The 19,194-nt window shown below is 63.0% G+C and carries 13 protein-coding genes and 1 tRNA gene; 6 read left to right on the top strand and 8 right to left on the bottom strand.

The window, feature by feature from the left end; translation table 11 throughout:
• Positions 1 to 109 precede the first annotated feature (109 nt).
• Positions 110 to 1,243 carry an AI-2E family transporter gene (locus Q0K23_RS06580; RefSeq protein WP_294519528.1) on the bottom strand — a complete coding sequence of 378 codons (1,134 nt, stop codon included), beginning with the start codon at positions 1,241 to 1,243 and terminating at the stop codon, positions 110 to 112.
• Positions 1,244 to 1,471: 228 nt separating this feature from the next.
• Here Q0K23_RS06580 and nifS point away from each other — a divergent pair, with 228 nt between their 5' ends.
• Complete coding sequence (gene nifS / locus Q0K23_RS06575; protein WP_294519524.1) at positions 1,472 to 2,665, top strand: cysteine desulfurase NifS; 1,194 nt, start codon at positions 1,472 to 1,474, stop codon at positions 2,663 to 2,665.
• Between the two features lie 18 nt (positions 2,666 to 2,683).
• Positions 2,684 to 3,121 (top strand): Fe-S cluster assembly scaffold protein NifU, encoded by a 438-nt coding sequence (nifU, locus tag Q0K23_RS06570; RefSeq protein WP_294519521.1) that lies wholly within the window; start codon positions 2,684 to 2,686, stop codon positions 3,119 to 3,121.
• Between the two features lie 70 nt (positions 3,122 to 3,191).
• On the opposite strand, the gene Q0K23_RS06565 is transcribed toward nifU, so the two are convergent.
• Positions 3,192 to 6,134 (bottom strand): glycoside hydrolase family 3 C-terminal domain-containing protein, encoded by a 2,943-nt coding sequence (locus Q0K23_RS06565; RefSeq protein WP_294519517.1) that lies wholly within the window; start codon positions 6,132 to 6,134, stop codon positions 3,192 to 3,194.
• Between the two features lie 250 nt (positions 6,135 to 6,384).
• Complete coding sequence (locus Q0K23_RS06560; RefSeq protein ID WP_294519514.1) at positions 6,385 to 7,428, bottom strand: substrate-binding domain-containing protein; 1,044 nt, start codon at positions 7,426 to 7,428, stop codon at positions 6,385 to 6,387.
• A gap of 224 nt (positions 7,429 to 7,652) precedes the next feature.
• Between Q0K23_RS06560 and Q0K23_RS06555 the strand changes: the two genes are divergently transcribed.
• Positions 7,653 to 8,156 carry a GreA/GreB family elongation factor gene (locus Q0K23_RS06555; protein WP_294519511.1) on the top strand — a complete coding sequence of 168 codons (504 nt, stop codon included), beginning with the start codon at positions 7,653 to 7,655 and terminating at the stop codon, positions 8,154 to 8,156.
• A gap of 195 nt (positions 8,157 to 8,351) precedes the next feature.
• On the opposite strand, the gene Q0K23_RS06550 is transcribed toward Q0K23_RS06555, so the two are convergent.
• Together Q0K23_RS06550 and Q0K23_RS06545 are read right to left on the bottom strand one after the other, a co-directional pair.
• Positions 8,352 to 8,564, bottom strand: a complete 213-nt coding sequence (locus Q0K23_RS06550) for a hypothetical protein (RefSeq protein ID WP_294519508.1) — start codon at positions 8,562 to 8,564, stop codon at positions 8,352 to 8,354.
• Positions 8,565 to 8,757: 193 nt separating this feature from the next.
• Positions 8,758 to 8,842, bottom strand: a tRNA-Leu gene (locus Q0K23_RS06545).
• 681 nt (positions 8,843 to 9,523) lie between these two features.
• On the opposite strand from Q0K23_RS06545, the gene Q0K23_RS06540 reads away from it, so the two are divergent.
• Positions 9,524 to 10,399, top strand: a complete 876-nt coding sequence (locus Q0K23_RS06540; protein ID WP_294519505.1) for a pyridoxamine kinase — start codon at positions 9,524 to 9,526, stop codon at positions 10,397 to 10,399.
• Positions 10,400 to 10,470: 71 nt separating this feature from the next.
• Here the strand turns inward: Q0K23_RS06540 and Q0K23_RS06535 are convergent, their stop codons facing one another.
• Together Q0K23_RS06535 and Q0K23_RS06530 are read right to left on the bottom strand one after the other, a co-directional pair.
• Positions 10,471 to 11,136 carry an N-acetylmuramoyl-L-alanine amidase family protein gene (locus tag Q0K23_RS06535; RefSeq protein ID WP_294519501.1) on the bottom strand — a complete coding sequence of 222 codons (666 nt, stop codon included), beginning with the start codon at positions 11,134 to 11,136 and terminating at the stop codon, positions 10,471 to 10,473.
• A gap of 94 nt (positions 11,137 to 11,230) precedes the next feature.
• Positions 11,231 to 12,766, bottom strand: a complete 1,536-nt coding sequence (locus Q0K23_RS06530) for a polysaccharide biosynthesis C-terminal domain-containing protein (protein WP_294519498.1) — start codon at positions 12,764 to 12,766, stop codon at positions 11,231 to 11,233.
• 139 nt (positions 12,767 to 12,905) lie between these two features.
• Here Q0K23_RS06530 and Q0K23_RS06525 point away from each other — a divergent pair, with 139 nt between their 5' ends.
• Complete coding sequence (locus tag Q0K23_RS06525) at positions 12,906 to 13,616, top strand: DUF554 domain-containing protein (RefSeq protein WP_294519496.1); 711 nt, start codon at positions 12,906 to 12,908, stop codon at positions 13,614 to 13,616.
• A gap of 284 nt (positions 13,617 to 13,900) precedes the next feature.
• Complete coding sequence (locus tag Q0K23_RS06520) at positions 13,901 to 17,593, top strand: exo-beta-N-acetylmuramidase NamZ domain-containing protein (RefSeq protein ID WP_294519494.1); 3,693 nt, start codon at positions 13,901 to 13,903, stop codon at positions 17,591 to 17,593.
• A gap of 63 nt (positions 17,594 to 17,656) precedes the next feature.
• Here the strand turns inward: Q0K23_RS06520 and Q0K23_RS06515 are convergent, their stop codons facing one another.
• Positions 17,657 to 19,183 (bottom strand): AAA family ATPase, encoded by a 1,527-nt coding sequence (locus Q0K23_RS06515; RefSeq protein WP_294519492.1) that lies wholly within the window; start codon positions 19,181 to 19,183, stop codon positions 17,657 to 17,659.
• Between the last annotated feature and the right edge of the window lie 11 nt (positions 19,184 to 19,194).

Here is a 19,194-nt window from a genome sequence, read left to right as displayed (position 1 = left end):
GTGTCGCGACTTCATTCTACCAGAGATCTGCAAACCATGTCTCTTTTTCTTTTTGCGAAACTTATTCTACCTTATCAAACCCCCGGCTATGCCGGGGGGTTCCTATTTATCAGACCTTGGATTCTCCCAGCCGCCGGTGAACATCCCGACGGAGCAGGGTGTAGAGCACGGAGGCCACCGGTACGCTGACCAGAATGCCCACGAACTGGAACAGTCCGCCGCCCACCGTGACGGCGGCCAGCACCCAGATGGCGGGCAGACCCACGTTGCTGCCCACCACACGGGGGTAGATCACGTTGCCCTCGAACTGCTGAAGGCACAGAAGGAAGATCAGAAAGATCAGGGTCTTCAGAGGTGAGACCATGATGAGCAGCACGGCGGCCACCGCGCCGCCCAAAAACGCGCCCACCATGGGGATGAGGGCGGTGGTGCCCACAATGACGCCGATGAGGGGGGCGTAGTCGGCCTGGATGAAGAGCATGCCCAGGGCGGTGAGGCCGCCCAGAATGCAGGCCTCAATGAGCTGCCCGCTGACAAAGGCGGTGAAGGTATTGGCGGTCAGGTGGACCACGTCGGTGACCCAGGCCTCCACCTTGGGCGGCGCGTAGGCCTTGAGCACCCGGCGGCACTGGGAGAGCAGGGTGGCCTTGCCCGAGAGCATGTATACCGAGAAGATGATGGACAGGAAGCCGGTGACCACGATGGAGATGATGTTGCTGGTGATGGTCAGCAGCTGGGGCACGGCGGTGGTCAGGGTGTCCACCACGCCGTTGAGGGCCCCCTTGATCAGGTCGCTGAAGGTGGAGAGATTCAGATTCTCCAGATGGAGGGAGGAGAAGAGGGGAGAGAGCCACTCCTGTTCATTGAGCCACTTCTGCACGTTGAGCATGTAGCCGTTGATGCTGCTCAGGAAGAGTTGGATGCTGTCCACCAGCTTGGGGAGCACCAGGGAGAAAAAGGCGATGATGAGCACGAACAGGAGAAGGTAGGAGGTGAGCACGGCCAAAGGCCTGGAGAGGTTTTTGGCCTTTGTCCTGCCCAGTCCCCGGTCGTAGAGCCGGGAGAAGAGCTGACAGGGCCGGTTGAGCACAAAGGCGATGGCAAAGCCGATGAACAGGGGCTGGAACAGGCCCAGCACAGTCCAGAACAGGTTGCGTACCTCGTTGAATTGGATGATAAAGAGCACCAGGAGAACCGCGTATGTGATGATCAGGAGAATGCTTTTCAGTAATTTTTTATCCATTCTGTCCGCTCCAGTCGGAAGGATTTGCAAGGGTAAGCTCAATATACCATTGGGGCGCGGAGCAAGTCAATTAAAGTTTGGTTAAGAAATGGCGGCGGCTGAAATAAACGGGCGCGGGTGAGAAAATTTTCGAAAGGGCTTGACTTTTTGGCGCGGTGTTCTTATAATCATAGTAAACAGATAGGAATTATAAGGATTGAGAAATCAGCCTTTGAGAGGAGTATATCCATGACCAGATTGATCTATGCCGACCACGCGGCCACCACGGCCCTTTCCGATACGGCTCTGAAGGCCATGACACCCTATTTCCAGCAGCAGTACGGCAACCCCTCCAGCCTCTACCGCTTCGCCCAGGAGGCCAAGAGCGACCTGGAGCAGGCCCGGGCGGAGATCGCCGCCTGTCTGGGGGCCAAGCCCGAGGAGATCTACTTCACCTCCGGCGGCACCGAGGCGGACAACTGGGCCCTGAAGGGCGTGGCGGAGCTGCGGCAGAAGAAGGGAAAGCACATCATCACCACCGCCATCGAGCACCACGCCGTGCTCCACACCGCCCAGTGGCTGGAGAAGCAGGGCTATGAGGTGACCTATCTCCCGGTTGACAGCCAGGGCCGGGTGGACCCTGACGCCGTGAAGGCGGCCATCCGGCCGGACACCATCCTGATCTCCGTGATGGCGGCCAACAACGAGATCGGCACCGTGGAGCCCATCGCCGAGATCGGCGCCATCGCCCGGGAGGCGGGGGTGCTCTTCCACACCGACGCGGTCCAGGCCGTGGGCCATATCCCGGTCAACGTGGAGGACTGGAAGGTGGACCTGCTGTCCCTCTCCGGCCACAAGATCTACGGCCCCCGGGGCATCGGCGTGCTCTACATGCGCAAGCCCCTCCGGCTGCCGCCCCTCATCCACGGCGGCGGGCAGGAGAAGGGCCGCCGGTCGGGCACGGAGAACGTGGCTGCCGCCGTGGGCCTGGCCGCCGCCCTCCGGGAGGCGGTGGGCGGCCTGGAGGAGGAGAGCCGCTGTCTCTCCGCCCTGCGGGACAAGCTGCTGGACGGCCTGTCCGCCCTGCCCTACAGCCGTGTCACCGGCGCCCGGGACCACCGGCTGCCCGGCACCGCGTCCCTGGTGTTTGAGGGCGTGGAGGGAGAGGCGCTCCTCCTCCAGCTGGACCGGGCCGGTATCTGTGCCTCCTCTGGCTCCGCCTGTTCCTCCGCATCCCTGGACCCCTCCCACGTGCTGCTGGCCATCGGCCTGCCCCACGCCATCGCCCACGGCTCCCTCCGCCTGAGCCTGGGCCGGGAGACCACCGAAGAAGACGTTGATACCATCCTGCGGGAGGTGCCCAAGGCGGTGACCTACCTGCGCGACATGTCCCCCGTGTGGGACAAGGAGACCGGCCGGCCCACCTGGGACCTGGACGAGTGAGAAAAGGAGAGACAAGATATGCTGTATTCCGAGAAGGTCATGGACCATTTTGAGCACCCCCGCAACGTGGGCGAGATCCCCGACGCCGACGGCGTGGGCCAGGTGGGCAACCCCAAGTGCGGCGACATCATGAAGATGTACCTGAAGATCGACAACGACGTGATCACCGATGTGAAGTTCAAGACCTTTGGCTGCGGTTCGGCCATTGCGTCCTCCTCCATGGCCACCGAGATGATCAAGGGCAAGCCGGTGGCCGAGGCCATGCAGCTGACCAACGCGGCGGTGGCCGAGGCTCTGGACGGCCTGCCCGGACACAAGCTCCACTGTTCCGTGCTGGCCGAGGAGGCCATCAAGGCCGCCCTGGCGGACTACTACAAGAAGCAGGGCGTGGACCCTGAGGCTGTGGAGGGCTTTGCCTGCGGCGGGTGCTGCGGCAGCTGCGGCCACGAGCACTGAGCGGACGATAAAAAACCGGCACACACGTGAAGTGTGTGCCGGTTTTTCGTTGTCTTGGAAGGATGGAAGATCAGGCCTTGGGGGCGGTGTCGGCCGCGTCCACAGGGTCATTCTTGTGCTTTTTCACACGGACCACCACCCAGGCGATGGCGGCCACGTAGAGCACGCCCAGCACTACGTCCACGGCGATCTGCACCACACGCCAGGTGGACATGTGGTACACCATCTCGGCGCCGGGGGCGATACCGTTCATGGCGTTGGAGTTGGCCACAGTGTAGAGGATGTTGTGCATGGCGTTGCGCATGTTGGTGACGGAGGTGGCGGAGGTGGTGTCCGCCATGCTCTTCATGGGGGTGAAGGTGAGCATCAGGTCGGTGCCGGCGGCCACGCCCATGTCGGGGTACATGTAATTGTACAGGTTGAAGTCGGTGATGGCGTAGCCCACAAAGCCCCACTCGTTCCGGAGCACATTGGTCATGAGGGCCTTGGAGCCGCCGGCCCAGGTGGTGCCGATGCGGTTGAAGGAGCTCATCACCGCCAGGGGGGGCAGCCACTTGGTGGACAGAGTGCCGTTCTCGTCGGAGATGTAGGTCATCTCAGCGCCGCCGTCCTTGACGGTCATCTCAAAGGGCTTGAGGTAGATCTCACGGATGGCCTGCTCGTTGGCCCAGCTGGCCACGCCCTGGGCGCCGCCGGCGTCGGTGCGGTGGCTCTCCTGGTCGTTGAGGGCGAAGTGCTTGATGAAGCAGTACACGCCCTTGCTCTGGGCGCCGGAGACCACGGCGGTACCCATGGCGCCGGAGAGGACGGGGTCCTCGGAATAGTACTCAAAATTGCGGCCCGCGAAGGGGGAGCGGTGCATGTTCATGGCGGGGGCGTACCAGCCGTTGACGTTCATGGACAGGGCCTCGTTGCCCACCATGACGCCCATGCGGTAGGCCAGCCCCTTGTTCCAGCTGGAGGCGATGACCACCTCAGAGGTGTAGGCGGTGCCGTGGAGGCCGCCCATGAACTGGCTGATGCCGGCGGGGCCGTCCAGGTCCACAGCGTTGGGCTTGGAGACCGACTGGACCATCTCGGTGTGGTAAGCGCCGGTGAGGATGACGGTCAGCATGTCCTGGACGGTCAGCTGGTCCAGCAGGTCCTGCCACAGGGGGTCGTCATAGTCCTTACCCCGCAGGTCGATGAGGGAAACTCCGTTGTCCGCGCCGGTGGTGGGCATGGTCAGGCTGTCATCCAGGTGCTGAGAGGGATCATAGGCGTTGTACCCGGTCACGATCTCGTCGCTGGCCACCAGGTCGGCGCCCACGGGCGCGGTGGGGAAGGTGCCGGCGAAGTCGGAGCGGCTCATGTTCAGGGCGTAGCCCTCGGTGGGGGTGTCGGTGAACATGGCGGACACATCGTCAAACTGGTTGGTGACGGCGGCCAGGTCGGAGGAGCGGTGGTTGTCGCCGCTGAACACGGTGCGGGAGGACAGGGTGTAGGAGATGGGCTCGCAGCCCTCATTGACGGTGTGGGAATCGGACTGGAGGGTGATGGTGTACTCGCCCTCATCCAGCACATAGGCCTTCTCGGTCTTGTAGTCGTAGGAGGCCATGTCCTCCACGGCCAGGGTCAGGGTGACGGTCTCGCTCTCGCCGGGCTGGAGCAGGCCGGTCTTGGCGAAGTCGCCCAGCACCACGCTGGACTTCTCAATGCCACGGTCGGCATAGTAGGGGGCGGAGTAGTAGAGCTCCACCACATCCTTGCCCGCCACAGAGCCGGTGTTGGTGACGGTCACGTCCACGGTGATGTTGCCGTCCACGCCGCCCAGCTCCTGGTTGGTGACGGCCCAGTCAAAGGTGGTGTAGCTCAGGCCGTAGCCGAAGGGGTAGACAACGGCCTGGTCGTAGTCGATGAAGCCCTCCACGGCGGCGGTCTCGTAGTACCGGTAGCCCACGTAGATGCCCTCCTCATACTGCACGAAGTAGCCGTTGCAGGTGGAGGTGTCGGTGGTGACGTTCTCGTACTGATAGGAACCGAAGTTGACAAAGGAGGGGTCCTTGGTGAAGTCGGCAGCCCACAGGTCGGCGGTCTTGCCGGAGGGGTTCACCTCGCCGGAGAGCACCTGGCCCACAGCGGTAAAGCCGGTCTGACCGGGGGAGCCGATCCACACGATGGCGTCCACGTCGGGGTCGTCCTCCAGAATGCCCAGCTCCATGGTGGTGGAGGCGTTGATGAGGACGATGACCTTGTCAAAGTTGGCCTTGGCCAGCTCAATGACGTCCTTCTCGTCCTGGTTGAGCTCCAGCTGGTGCTGGCCCTTCACATAGTTGTCGTCCCAGCCCTCCATGTCCCGGGCCAGGTCGCCGCCCTCGCCGCCGCCCCGGCCGATCATCACGATGGCGGCGCCGTTGTACGAGGCAAAGCTGGCCACGGCCTCGTCGGTGTAGTTCTCCACCGGCATCTCGCCGATGTAGTAGGAGGACTCGTCGGGCTTGTCCATCACGATGTTGGCCTTGGGGTGGCTGCTGTCGGAGGCGTAGGCGGACAGCAGGTCGTAGACCGTGCCGTTGACCTCAAAGCCGGCGTTCTCCAGACCGGACTTGGCGTCCACGGCAGTGGAGGCGTCCACCGAACCGGAGCCCGAGCCGCCGTACACCGGGTCGGCGGCGTCCCGGCCCAGCAGGGTCACCTTGCTCTCGCTGGACAGATCCAGAGGCAGGGCGCCGTTGTTCTTCATGAGCACGATACCCTCCTGCTCCAGCTCCACCACCATATCCGCAGCGGCGGCGTTGGTCTCGTCAGCGGAGGCATAGTCAGACTTGGCGTACTGGGTGTCCCAGCTCTCAGTGCCCTCGGCGTTGACGATGGTAAAGGTCCCGCCGCCCAGATAGTTGTCCACATAGCTGCTGAAAATACCCAGGGCGATATTCAGCGCCAGGGCCAGTACCAGGACAACAGCGAGCACAATGGTCCAGATGCGGACAAAGGATTTGTTGCTCATGGGCTTTTTCTGCCGTGCATTTTCCATTCCGTTCCTCTCCTCACAGTCCTTTGTTCGTGCTCGAGCACATTACAATAGACTAAAAAAACGTGCCCGGGCACATTGCGGATATATGAATAACATTCTGGGCTGCTGTCAATATCGGCGGAATAGCTGAAACAAGATTATCTCTTTTACACAAAAATACCAAGTAAATTTCAGGAAAAATATAAAGAACGCCGCCGCCGGATGGGGAGAGGCGCAGACGGTGCTGCGAGGAAAAAGCGCGGAAAAAAGGTCAGGCCGGGAGAGGGCACACATTCTGGGGCAGGTAGATATTCAGCTGGGTATAGAGGCAGCTGGAGGAGGGGGCCGTGCCGTAGACCAGGGCCTCATAGAGCAGCTGGAGGGGAAGGGAGCCCTGGAGCTCGGGCTGCTGGCCCAGGGTCACGGTGATGACGCCCTCCCGCAGCATCTCCCGCTGGGCGGGAACCAGGTCGTTGGTGATGATGCGCAGGGGGCGGTCGCCGGCTGCCCGCTTGGCCTCGCGGCAGACGGAGAAGTCACCCGGATTGACGATGTAAACCGCGCTGAGTTCCGGATGGTCCCGGAAGAGCTGGTGGACGGCGGAGTAATCGTTGTGGAAAAAGACGGTGGGGGCGCCGCCGTTGAGCAGATGGATGCCGGGGTAGTTCTGCCGCAGTTCGCTGATGAAGCCGTCGGCCCGCTCCGCGAAGCTGGGGACTGTTGCGGTGAAAATAGTGATCATGGCCACGGTTCCCACGCCGCCAATGGCCATGGCGCACAGCCCGGCGGCCACATGTCCCGCCTTCCGGTAGTCGCAGCCCACATAGCACAGCCGCGGCTCTCCCGGCTCGTCCATATTGTAGAACACCACGGGGGCATGGCGGTCGGCAAAGGAGCGGGCCAGGGCCAGAAGCTGGGGATTGCCGGAGGGGTTCAGGGCCAGGCCGGACAACTCGTCGGCCTGGATCTGCTCCAGGACCGGGGCCAGGGCCTGGGGGGCCAGAGAGGAGATGAGGTAGAAAAGCACCTCGATTCCCAGATCCTCCAGTTCCGCCGCCTTTTTCCGGGCTGAGCGGAGGATGTCCTGATAAAAAATAAACTCCGGCCCGTCCGGAATGAGAAAGCCCAGCCTGAGACGCTGCTTGCCGGCGGCCAGGATCTTTCCCGCCAGATTGGGGCGGTAGTTCAGTTCCTCCATAATGTTCCGGACGGCCTGAGCGGTCTCCGGCTTGACGCCGGGGCGGTTGTTGAGCACGCGGTCCACAGTGCCGCGGGAGACGCCCGCCAGTCGTGCGATTTCCTTGATGGTTGCCATGGGAGTCCTCCTGAGGCGGCGGAGAAAAGGATATCGTCCGTCAGATAGAAATTTACATAACCTATATTTTATAAGAACGGGTCGAAACTTGTCAACGGGAAAGTGGATGCCGGTCTTTGACCGCGGAAGTGGAATGTGCTATAATCGGGGGCACGGAAGCGGCGCGCACAGCCGGCCACGGCCCGACGCCGGACGGAGAAAAACCATGAAAAGGAAGCGGCGAAATGCACAACGAACTGACCCGGAAGGATCTCCAGATGATGCGGGAGGAGCTGGATTACCGGCGGATCACCCTGCGGCCCAAGCTGCTGGAGGCGGTAAAGGAGGCCAGGGGGTTTGGCGATCTCAGCGAGAATTTTGAGTATAAGGCGGCCAAGCAGGAGAAAAACCGGAACGAGAGCCGCATCCGGTTCCTGGAGAACATGATCCGCACCGCGGTGGTCATCTCCGACCAGGCCGCGCCGGATACGGTGGGGCTCTACGACAAGGTCACGGTTTACCTGGAGGAGGACGACGAGACCGAGACCTACCAGGTGGTCACCACCATGCGGCAGGACGCCCTCCACGGCCGCATCAGCAAGGAGTCTCCCGTAGGCGCCGCCCTGCTGGGCAGGCATGTGGGGGAGCGGTTTTACATCAAGGTCAACGACAACTACGGCTACTACGCGGTGGTGAAGGCCATCGAGAAGGGGGAAGACGACGGCTCCGTGCCCCTTAATCGTTTCTGAGCGTTTCTGCCCGGACTTGTTTTCAATTTGTTCACAGGTTCTTTAAAAAATAGTCAATATTTTGCGGGGAAAACATGGTATTCTCTTAGTGTCAGCAGATGACAGAAGTTTTCCCTCCTCCCTCTCTTTTCTTACACACACAGGAAAACGGGTCCGCCGTATGGCGGACCCGTTTTCTGCTGTTGCGGGGGCGGTTCAGCTGTCCTGCCCGCCGCCCAGCATACCGTTGAGCCGCTCGCTCTGCGTGCCGAAGTAAAAGGCGATGATAACGGAGAATACAGTCAGGAAATCCTGCCCGGAGATCCGCTCCGTAAGGACAGAGAAAGCGAAAACCACTGTCAGCACCAGAGTCACAAGACTTTTTACACATAAAAGGCTGGCAAGCCGCTTCTGCCAGAGCGTACCCATGGCGCGCCTCCTTTCCGGCGGCCCGGTGGAAGATGGGCCGCAGTCCATGCTATGCGCCGGCCGGGGCCGGTGTGAGCCGCAGAGGGAGCTCTTATACGGTACACGGAGTGTGCCGTACGCCTATGGGGATGTGGAATACGGTTTACCATAAAATAAAATACTCGCCGCAAGCGATGCATCGCTTGCGGCGAGTTGGTACGGGTAGTGGGGGTCGAACCCACACGCCTTGCGGCACAGGAACCTAAATCCTGCACGTCTGCCAATTCCGCCATACCCGCGTATTTAGTTCCCCTCTATTTTTACTCGGGGAGGGGCGCCCGAGGCGGTGCGTTATGCTTGATCCGCGTCAATAAAAACAGGTGACAGGGTGGGCTGTCTGCCTTTTGCCTTTATTGAAAATAAGGAAATGACGTTACTACATAGAAATCCGCAAGGCTAAAAGCTACAGTACAAACACGCAGCTTAGACTACAGGCATAAAACAAAAGAATGTTGTTACTTATGACGGTGTTCGACTTTATCTGTTATGGTTCCATCTTTGTTGATTTTTCTTGTTGTCTTGACTGTGGAGCCATCTGATTGATTAAAGATTTGAGTAACACGAGCCGTATGTTTTCCTGCCCAGGTTTCCGTCTTATCGGGACTCTTTGCAGGTCGTGTTGGCAATTTAGCCTTCTGCTTTATTAGGTCTCCCATTAACATTACCCCCTCGTTAAAGATATCTGTTTTCAAAAGATTTTACTGAGGTGACAATATCTAAATCCTGCACGTCTGCCAATTCCGCCATACCTGCGTATTGAAATTTGCTGCTGCCAGGAAAAGAGACAAAGGAACTGGAGGTATTTTAGCATTGCGCGGCAAAATTGTCAATTGAACCGGAGGGGAAAACACACTATAATGGTATCCAACGCAGAAAATGAAAACAACGCCGGAGGCTCCGGCGGCGAGGATGTGAGGCATATGAAGCGCGCGCCCAGGGTGGCGGCAGTCCATGATATGTCCGGCGTAGGCCGGTGTTCGCTGACGGTGATCCTGCCGGTGCTCTCCGCCATGGGGTGCCAGTGCAACCCCATGCTGACAGCCTATCTCTCGGCCCACACGGCCTTTCCGGCGTCGGAGCACGCGGTGTTCCTGGACCTGACGGAGCAGATGGGCCGGGTGGCGGCCCACTGGGCGGAGCTGGGGGTGGCGCCCGACGCCATATACAGCGGCTTTCTGGGCTCAGAGCGGCAGATCGGCCTGCTCCAGACCGCCATCTGGCGGTTTCGGCGGGAGAAGACCCTGGTGCTGGTGGACCCGGTGATGGGGGACCACGGCCGGGCCTACCGGACCTGCACGCCGGAGCTGTGTGCCCGGATGGGGGACCTGGCCGCCCAGGCGGACGTGATCACCCCCAACCTGACCGAGGCGGCCCTGCTGCTGGGGGAGGAGTACCAGGCGTCTCCGGACCGGGAGACCGTCCGCGCCTGGCTGGAGCGGCTCTCCCTGGAGGGCAGGCGGTCGGTGGTGCTCACCGGCGTATCCGACGGCGGGGAACGGGTGGGCGCGGCCAGCCTGGACCACGCCACCGGCAGAATGGAGCTGGCCCTGACCCATCGGGAGCAGGGCAGCTTCCCCGGGACAGGAGATCTCTTCGCTGCGGTGCTGCTGGGCGGCCTGCTGCGGGGCGCGTCTCTGGGGCAGGCAGCGGCAGACGCGGCGGCCTTTGTGCAGCAGTGCGTGAGCCGCACCCTGGCTCTGGCCACGCCTCCGCTGGAGGGCGTGGAGTTCGAGGGCCTGCTGGGGCTGCTCACTGCCGGGGGAGCCCTGCCCGCAGTTACAAGAGAGGCGCTGTAGAGACCGCCGAACGCGTATGCGGAATCGAACACGGGCCTGCCGGGACTTCTCCCGGCAGGCCCGTGTTTTGCTTAAAACGTCAGATCGTCCAGAAAGGCTTCCCAGGCCTCGGGATGCTGGACGTAGTACCGGGGGCACTCCTTGCCGGTCACATCGTAGTGGCGGAGGATCTGGTCCCGGTCCAGGTGGTAGGTGTCGATCAGCCACTGGACCAGCTTGACCAGGGCGTCATAGGAGGCCTGGTTGAATGCGCCGGTGTCATCCGGGTGGCAGACCTCGATGGACAGTGTGTCGTAATTGCGCTGGCTGGAGGCGTAGGCCACCTCGTCCAGGGGTACGCACTCCAGGATCTCCCCGTCCAGGCCGATGACAAAGTTGCTGCTGGCAAAGGTCTCGCCGGTCTCGGCCAGACCGGCAAAGTAGCTCCGGTTCTGCTCGGCAGTGGTGCCTGGGTTGCCGGTGTAGTGGACCACCACGCCGTTGACGGCCGTCAGCTTTTCCCCAGGGCGGGAGTACTGGTTGATGGGCAGCAGCTCCCGGGTTACCCACTCCGGCGCGTCGGGGACCTCATCCGGCAGCGTCCCGGCGGCGCTGGGGCCGCCCGGCGCAAGGGCGGACAGCACGGCGCGGACCAGCAGCAGGATCACCACCACGGCGGCCAGTACGGCGGGCAGCCGCAGCTCTCTGGGCAGTCTGGGGCGGGTGGAGTTGGACGGTTTTTGCATGGTGCTGTTCATGGTATATGCCTCCCGGCGGTGTGTTGGTGCTGATGAATATCATAGCACAAACCGGGGCGGCAGGACAAGAGCGAGGAAATTTGTCAGAAAAACGTTATCTGAGCCGGAACAGCCGGGAGGGGCGGACGCCCTGGGCAGAGAGAGCGGCCAGATAGAGAACCCCGCCGAACAGGATGCACGCCAGGCAGGCGGCGGCGCTGTCCATACCCGCGTCCAGCAGGATGCGGAAGAGCAGGTTGATGACCAGCCCCATGAGCAGGGCGGACAGGGCGGGGGCGGTGCACCACTGGAAGAGACGCGATTTTAAGCCTGTGCGGCGGGAGACTTCCCAGTAGTTGAGCAGGGAGCCCAGGGCGGAGCTGAGGACGAATCCGGCCACGTAGCCTCCCAGCCCCACGCCGGGCAGGCCCATGAGCACCCAGGTGCAGCCCAGCTGCACCCCGCCACAGAGCAGGGAGCTGCGGGCGGCTGCGGCCTGGCGGCCGATGCCGCTGAGAACGCCGGAGAGCACCGACTGGTAGCAGGACAGCAGCACCCCCACCGACAGGGGGACCATGTACCGGCCCACGGTGGCCTCCCGGAAGAGATAGACGCCGATGGTGGGTCCCAGCACCACCAGAATGGCCAGAGCGGGCATGACCAGCACGGAGGTGGCCAGCAGGGCCTTGTGGATGCGGCGGCGGACCTCGTCCATCCGTCCCAGGGCCACGCTCTGGGACAGCTTGGGCACCAGCACCAGCCCCATGGCGCCGATAAAGGCGGTGGGCAGGCAGAGCATGGGCACCGTCATACCGCACAGTACGCCGAAGGCGCTCATGGCGGCGGACACGTCCATGCCCGCGTGGACCAGCCGCTGGGGGATGAGCACGGCGTTGGCCGAGCCCATCAGGTTGCCCAGCAGGGCGGTGGCGGCGATGGGAAGGGCGATGGCGCCCATCCGGCGGGAGAGGCGGCGGGGCTCCTCGCCGGGACCGGCCAGGGCGGAAGGGCGGCCCATGTGCCACCGGAAGAGGATCACCAGTGTGACAGAGGAGAACAGCTCGGAACAGCACATGCCCGCCACGATGATGCCCACCACCCGCTCCGGATACTGGGGCAGCAGCAGCACCAGCAGGCCCAGCACCGCGCCGGTGCGGATGAGCTGCTCGGTCAGCTCCACGGCGGCGGGGGGACGGATATTGCCCGTGCCGTAGAAGTAGTGCTTGTGGAGGTTCTCGATGCCGGTGAGGAGGATGCAGGGGAGCAGCAGCAGCAGGCCCAGCTGGGTGCGGGCGTCCCCCAGCAGGTGGACGGAGATGGGGTCGTACAGCAGGACGGTCACCCCCGCCACCAGGGCAAAGAGCACCAGAAAGGCGGTGAGGGCCTTTCGGAGCAGCTGGACCACGGCCCTGGGGTTGCCCAGGGCCTGGTACTCCGCCGAAAGGTTGGACACCGCCACCGTCAGCCCGATGGCGGTGAGGGACATGATCACAGAGTACACCGGCATGATGAGCTGGTAGAGGCCCATCACCTCCGCGCCGATGAGGCGGGAGAGAAAGATCCGGTACACGAACCCCAGCACCTGGGAAATGATGCTGGTGAGGGTGAGCACCAGTGTGCCGTACAGCATGGACGAGCGGTTGAGTTTCAAGGTTCACGCCCCCTTCCTGGATAGCTTATTCACGGGACAAGGGGGACATGAGGGCAGAAACATTTTGACAAACGGCAGATCAGGGCGTATGATAAAAAAGCTATTGATGTAAAGTGTAAAAGCAAACGGGGGAAAATCCATGCTGGCTACCATTATCAATGTGGCGCTGATCCTGCTGGGCAGCGCCCTGGGCCTGGTGTTCAAGAACAGAATCAGCGCCCGGTTCGCCTCCATCCTCACCTGCGCCCTGGGGCTGTGCGTGCTGGGTATCGGTATCTCGGGCATGGTGGGTACGGCGGACACCCTGTGCGTCATCGTGTGCATGGTGGTGGGCACCCTGCTGGGGGAGGCCCTGGACATTGAGAAGCGGATGGACGGCCTGGGGGATCTGCTCCGCCGGAAGCTGATCCGGGGGGACAACAACAGCCGTTTTGTGGAGGGCTTTGTCACCGCCTCGGTCCTCTTCTGCGTGGGGGCCATGGCCATCAACGGCTCCATGCAGGCGGGTATGCTGGGCAAGTACGACATCCTCATCTCCAAAGGCGTCATCGACGGCGTCACCGCCATCACCTTTGCCGCCGCCATGGGGGTGGGCGTGGCCTTTTCCGCCATCCCGCTGCTGCTCTACCAGGGGGGCCTGACCCTCATCTTCGCCCTGGTGGGACAGGGGATGGACCCGGCGGTGGTCACCGAGATGAACGCCGTGGGCGGCACCATCATCGTGGGCATCGGCCTGAATATGCTGGGCCTGCCCAAGGAGAAGATCCGGGTGGGCAACATGCTGCCCGCCATTTTCCTGCCCATCGGGTATATTCCCCTGGCCGGCCTGATCGGCGGGCTTATGGGGTGAGATGTTTTTTTCAGAGAGAAGGGAGCGGATGGAGGCCATTCCATCCGCTCCCTTGCTGTATGGCGGCGCATGAGCCTACCCCATGGGGAAGTGTACAAATTGAATAAAACGTGCGGCGAATTATCGGAAATGTTTCGATAATTTGCATATAAAAGGCCGGAAAATTCCGATGCACGGTACTAAATTTCGAAAAGGCCCAAACTTATTGATACAATCCGCCCGGTGAGATAGTATGTGAGTGCTCCGCAACGGGAGCCAAACTCTAAGAAAAGGGCGGAAAGAACATGAAACGAAAATGGGAAAGGATACTGGGCCTGGTCCTCTCGGCGGCACTGAGCATGAGCCTCTTTGCCCCGGGCGCCGCGGCTGCCGGCTCAGCAACCGCGGAGACGAAGAGCAGCAGTACGGACGGCGTAAAGATCGGCGCCGAGGTGCTGCTGGAGAGTGAGACCTGGAAAGAGCATCTGAAGGGAAAGAATGTGGCCCTGGTCACCAACCAGGTGTGTGTGGACAAGAACATGGACCACATGGCCGACAAGCTGGCCGCCGATCCGGACATCAATCTGGTGTGCCTGTTCGGCGGTGAGCACGGCGTGCGGGGCGCCTATCAGGCCGGCGCCGCGGTGCCCCACTTCCAGGACCCCACCACCGGCCTGCCCGCCTGGAGCCTCTATGCCGGCGGCACCATCGCCGAGCACCTGAACGACATGGGCTTTGAGAACCCGGCGCCTCTGGACCCGGAGTTCACCGACCCCAAGAGCCCCAGCCGGCCCACCATGGCCATGCTGACCGGCAACAACGGCAAGTGGTATGAGCCCGTGGACGTGATCCTGTTCGATCTGCAGGAGATCGGAAGCAAGACCTGGACTTACATGTACACCCTGGCCGACGTGATGACCGCCTGCGTGGAGGCCAACAGGTACTACGAGGCCAAGGGCGAGGACCACCATGTGGAGTTCATCGTCCTGGACCGGCCCAGCACCATCAGCAGCGGCGTGGTGGAGGGCACCATGACCACCCCGGAGAACGCCAGCGGCATCAGCCGCTACCCCCTGCCCTCCCGCTACGGCCTGACCATGGGCGAGCTGGCCAAGCTGTACCAGGGCGAGGGATACAAGAACTACTGGACCACCGGCGCTCCCGGCAGCACCGCCAATGAGTACGGCGCGACCACCACTGCCCCCGCCGACTGGAACTGGGACGACCCCAGCATGGCCAACAAGATCTCCCTGGCCGACTGCGACCTGACCGTCATCCCCTGCGAGGGGTACACCCGGGATATGTACTGGGATGAGACCGGCATGGGCTTTATCCTGCCCTCCCCCAATATGCCCACCTGGGAGGCGGCCCTGCTCTACACCGGTACCGTCTGGTTTGAGGGCCCCACCATCAATGAGGGCCGCGGCACCACCAAGGCCTTTGAGCTCATCAGCGCCCCCTACATCGACCCCATCGACCTGGCCCAGCGGATGAACGAGCTGGAGCTGCCCGGGGTGCGGTTCCGGGCGGCCTCCATCACCACGTACAGCGCCAACCAGACGCCCACCAGCTATACCAACCAGCTCTCCCACGGCGTCCAGATCCACATCACCGACAAGCGGGCCTGCTCTCCCATCCAGATGCAGGTGGCCCTGTTCCTGACCCTCCAGACCATGTACGGCGGCGAGGGCGCCGAGGCCTTCAATATGCCCAACTCGGTGGACACCCGCGTGGGTGTGAGCTGGGTCCGGGAGGAGATCCAGGCCTTCCCCAAGGGGGCGGACAAGGAGCAGATCCTGGCCAAGACCAACGAGATGCTGGCCCGCATGAAGACCGAGATGGCCGACTATCTCACCATCCGGGACAAGTACCTGATGAAGGAGTACGACACTCCCGCGGACAAGACGCCGGTCACCACCGCCCAGCCCGTTGTCACCCTGGGCTATGAGAACCTGCTGGCCAACCACATGGATCTGCTGAAGGACAAGAAAGTGGGCCTGGTGGCCGACCAGACCAGCGTGGACAAGGACCTGAACCACCTGGCGGACACCCTGATCGCCAACGGCGTCAACCTGACCACCCTGTTCAGCACCGGCACCGGCCTGCGGGGAGAGTTCCAGACCTCCGAAGCCGGCAGCTACACCGACAGCCCGGTCAGCCAGAAGGGCACCGGCCTGCCTGTCTACCGCCTGACCGACAACGGCCCCACCGCCGAGCAGCTCAAGGACGTGGATATCCTGCTCTTTGACATGCAGGACTCCGGAACCCGCGCCAACTCCCGGGTGTACCTGATGGCGGACTGCATGCTCTCCTGCGCGGAGAACGGCGTGCCCTTTGTGGTGCTGGACCGGCCCAACCCCCTGGGCGGCGATACCTATGACGGCCCCGTCTGGGAGAGCGAGACCATGGGCCAGGGCTACGCCCTGCCCACTCGCTACGGCATGACACTGGGCGAGCTGGCGGAGATGATCAAGGCCGAGGGCCACGCCTCCGGCGCCTCTCTGGAGAAGCTGGACCTGACCGTGATCCCCATGGAGAACTGGGACCGGGAGATGTACTACGATGAGACCGGCCTGCAGTTCGTCATGTCCGACCCCAAGATCCCCACTGCCACCACCCTGCTGACCTACGCCGGTATCGGCTGGCTGGAGGGCACCGGCGACTGGGCCGCCTCCGCCGACGACCAGAAGGGCATGTGCTCCGGCTGGGGCACCACCAAGGCCTATGAGTTCTTTGGCGCGCCCTTCATTCAGCCCAAGATGACCGAGTTCGTGACCGCCCTCAAGGAGGCCGGCCTTCCCGGCGTCCACTTCCGCATGGCGGCCATGACCCCCTGGAACAACACCACGGAGGCCGCTGCCGTCAAGTACCCCAACAAGGCCTGCTACGGCGCCCAGCTCCACATCGCCGATGAGCACGCCTATTCCCCCGTGGACACCGCCCTGACCATCCTGACCACCCTCAACAAGCTCTTCCCCGACGACACCGCCCAGATGTTCACCGCTGAGTTCGACAACACGGTGGGCAACACCTGGATGAAGGACGACATCAAGGCCGGCAAGACCGTGGCCGAGATCCGCGCCAAGTTCCAGGCCGGTCTGGACGCCTTCGGCGCCAAGCGTGAGCAGTACCTCATCTACAAGGAGGAGACGCCCGGCATCCCCGACGTCCCCACCGTCACCACCTACTCCGTGACCGTGGAGAAAGCGGCCAACGGAACCGTGAAGGCTCAGCCCGCCTGGGCCGCCCAGGGCAGCACCGTCACCCTGACCGTCGCCGCCGATGAGGGCTACCAGCTCTCCAGCCTGACCGTCACCGACAGAAAGGGCGGCGCGGTGGCCGTCACCGAGAAGGACGGCAAGTACACCTTCCGCATGCCCGCGTCCAACGTGACCGTTGCCGCCGTGTTCACCGCCCAGCAGGGCGACCACAGCGACAACTGCCCCAGCACCGCTTACAGCGATGTGAACACCTCCCTGTGGTATCACGACGCCATCGACTATGTCCTGACCAAAAGCCTCATGAACGGCTACGGCAACGGCAAGTTCGGACCCATGGACAACCTGTCCCGGGCCATGCTGGCGCAGATCCTCTACAACATGGAGAAGAAGCCCGCTGTGACCATCCCCGCCCAGCAGTTCCCCGACGTGACCGTCGGCAGCTGGTACACCGACGCGGTGTACTGGGCCAAGGCCAACGGCATCGTGGACGGCTACTCCGACGGCCGCTTTGCCCCTGACGACAGCATCACCCGCGAGCAGCTGGTGACCATGCTGTGGCGCTACGCCAAGTACAAGGGCCAGGACGTGTCCGCCGCCGCCGACCTGTCCGCCTACCAGGACGGCGACCAGGTCTCCCCCTACGCCGCCGCCGCCATCCAGTGGGCCTGCGGCGCCGGCGTGGTGCAGGGCAGCAACGGAAAGCTGATGCCTGCCGCCACCGCCACCCGGGCCGAGGTGGCCCAGATCCTCCAGAACTTTGTGTCTGAGAAGGCCTGAGTAAAATCAAGCATAGGAACAAACGGGGACGGGCCGTCAGGCCCGTCCCCGTTTCATCCTGTCTTAAGATCTCTCACCTGTGCCGCCGTCTTCCGTAGGCAGGGGGGCGGCGTCCCGGGCGATGGCCTGGCCGGGGGTCTCCTCCGGCTCGTCATCCTCCTCCAGGTCGGAGACCGTGATGGCCATCAAGTCCTCCTTGCCTGGGTTCTCCATGGCCGCCACCCTGTCGGCCTGGCGGGCCACCGCCCGCTCAAAGACGTTGCGCACGTCCCGGGCGTTGCCGAAGTTCTCGTCCCGCTCCTCGTAGAGCTGGGCAAAGCCCTCGGCGGCAAACTTGTCCGTCTCCTGGTCCAGGGTGTAGCCGTTCTTCTTGCACATGGAGCGGAAGATCTCCATCAGCTCGCCGCCGTTGTAGTCCTCAAAGTAGAAATACTTGTTGAACCGGCTCTCCAGGCCGGGATTGGCGTTGATAAAGTTGCTCATCAGCTCGGTGTACCCGGCCACGATGACGATCAGATCGGCCCGGTGGTCCTCCATTCCCTTGAGCAGGGCCTCAATGGCCTCCTTGCCGAAGTCGTTGGGGGAGTCCTGGTTGGCCAGGGCGTAGGCCTCGTCGATGAAGAGCACGCCGCCCAGGGCCTTCTGGATGACCTCGCTGGTCTTGATGGCCGTCTGGCCCACAAATCCGGCCACCAGACCGGACCGGTCCACCTCCACCAGCTGGCCCTTGGACAGCACGCCGATGGCGTGGTAGATCTTGGCCAGCAGGCGGGCCACCGTGGTCTTGCCGGTGCCCGGATTGCCCATAAACACCAGGTGCAGGCTCATGGGGGGCACGGGCAGGTCGTGCTCCTGGCGCATTTTGCGCACCTTGACCAGGTTGATCAGGCTCTTGACGTCCTTTTTCACCTTCTCCAGGCCGCACAGGCTGTCCAGCTCAGCCAGGAGCTCTTCCAGACTGGGGGCGGGCTCCGCCTCCTCCCTGGGCTGGGCGGAGGACTGGGCCTGGGGCGCGCCCTCGCCCTGAGCGGCGGGGGAGGGAGTGTCCGGCTTGGGGGCGGCGGGACGGCGGGTGATGAAGTCGCTGACGTCCAGAGGGGCCTTGTCCCCCTTCAGACCGTCCCGGTCGCACAGGGCCAGCAGGGTGTCGGCGCAGTGGTTGACAAACCCGGCCTCCTCCTCGCTGACGATGTCGTCCACCGCCGCGAAGAGCAGCAGCATCAGGGTCATCAGGTCCACGAACCGGCGGGACAGCTTTCCGCCGGACACCTTGTCGCTGGCCCGCATCCGGGCAAAGAAGCCGGGAGGCTGAAAGCCGGGGTACTCCGCTACCGCGGAGGACAGCTCCCAGAACAGAATGGAGGGCACCGGATTCCCCTTGGTGTACACCGCGTTGTAGTACTCCACGTGGCGGGGGGTGAGGGCGTTGCCGTCCCGGCCCCACACGCCCAGCGCGCAGGCGCGGAAAAAGGCGTCCGCCTCGGCGGCAAAGCGCTGCCGCAGCGCCCCGTCCCCGATCTGACGCCGGAGGGCGGAGATGCCCTCCTCATACTGCTTGTGTACCGCCGCAGCGGTCATGGAACCCTTCATCAGGCCTCAGC

This window comes from uncultured Pseudoflavonifractor sp. (genome assembly GCF_944387275.1).
In the GTDB taxonomy this organism is placed as follows: Bacteria; Bacillota; Clostridia; order Oscillospirales; family Oscillospiraceae; genus Pseudoflavonifractor; species Pseudoflavonifractor intestinihominis.
The sequence above is the reverse complement of the archived record's forward strand: the minus strand, read 5'-3'. Positions and strand labels throughout refer to the sequence as shown.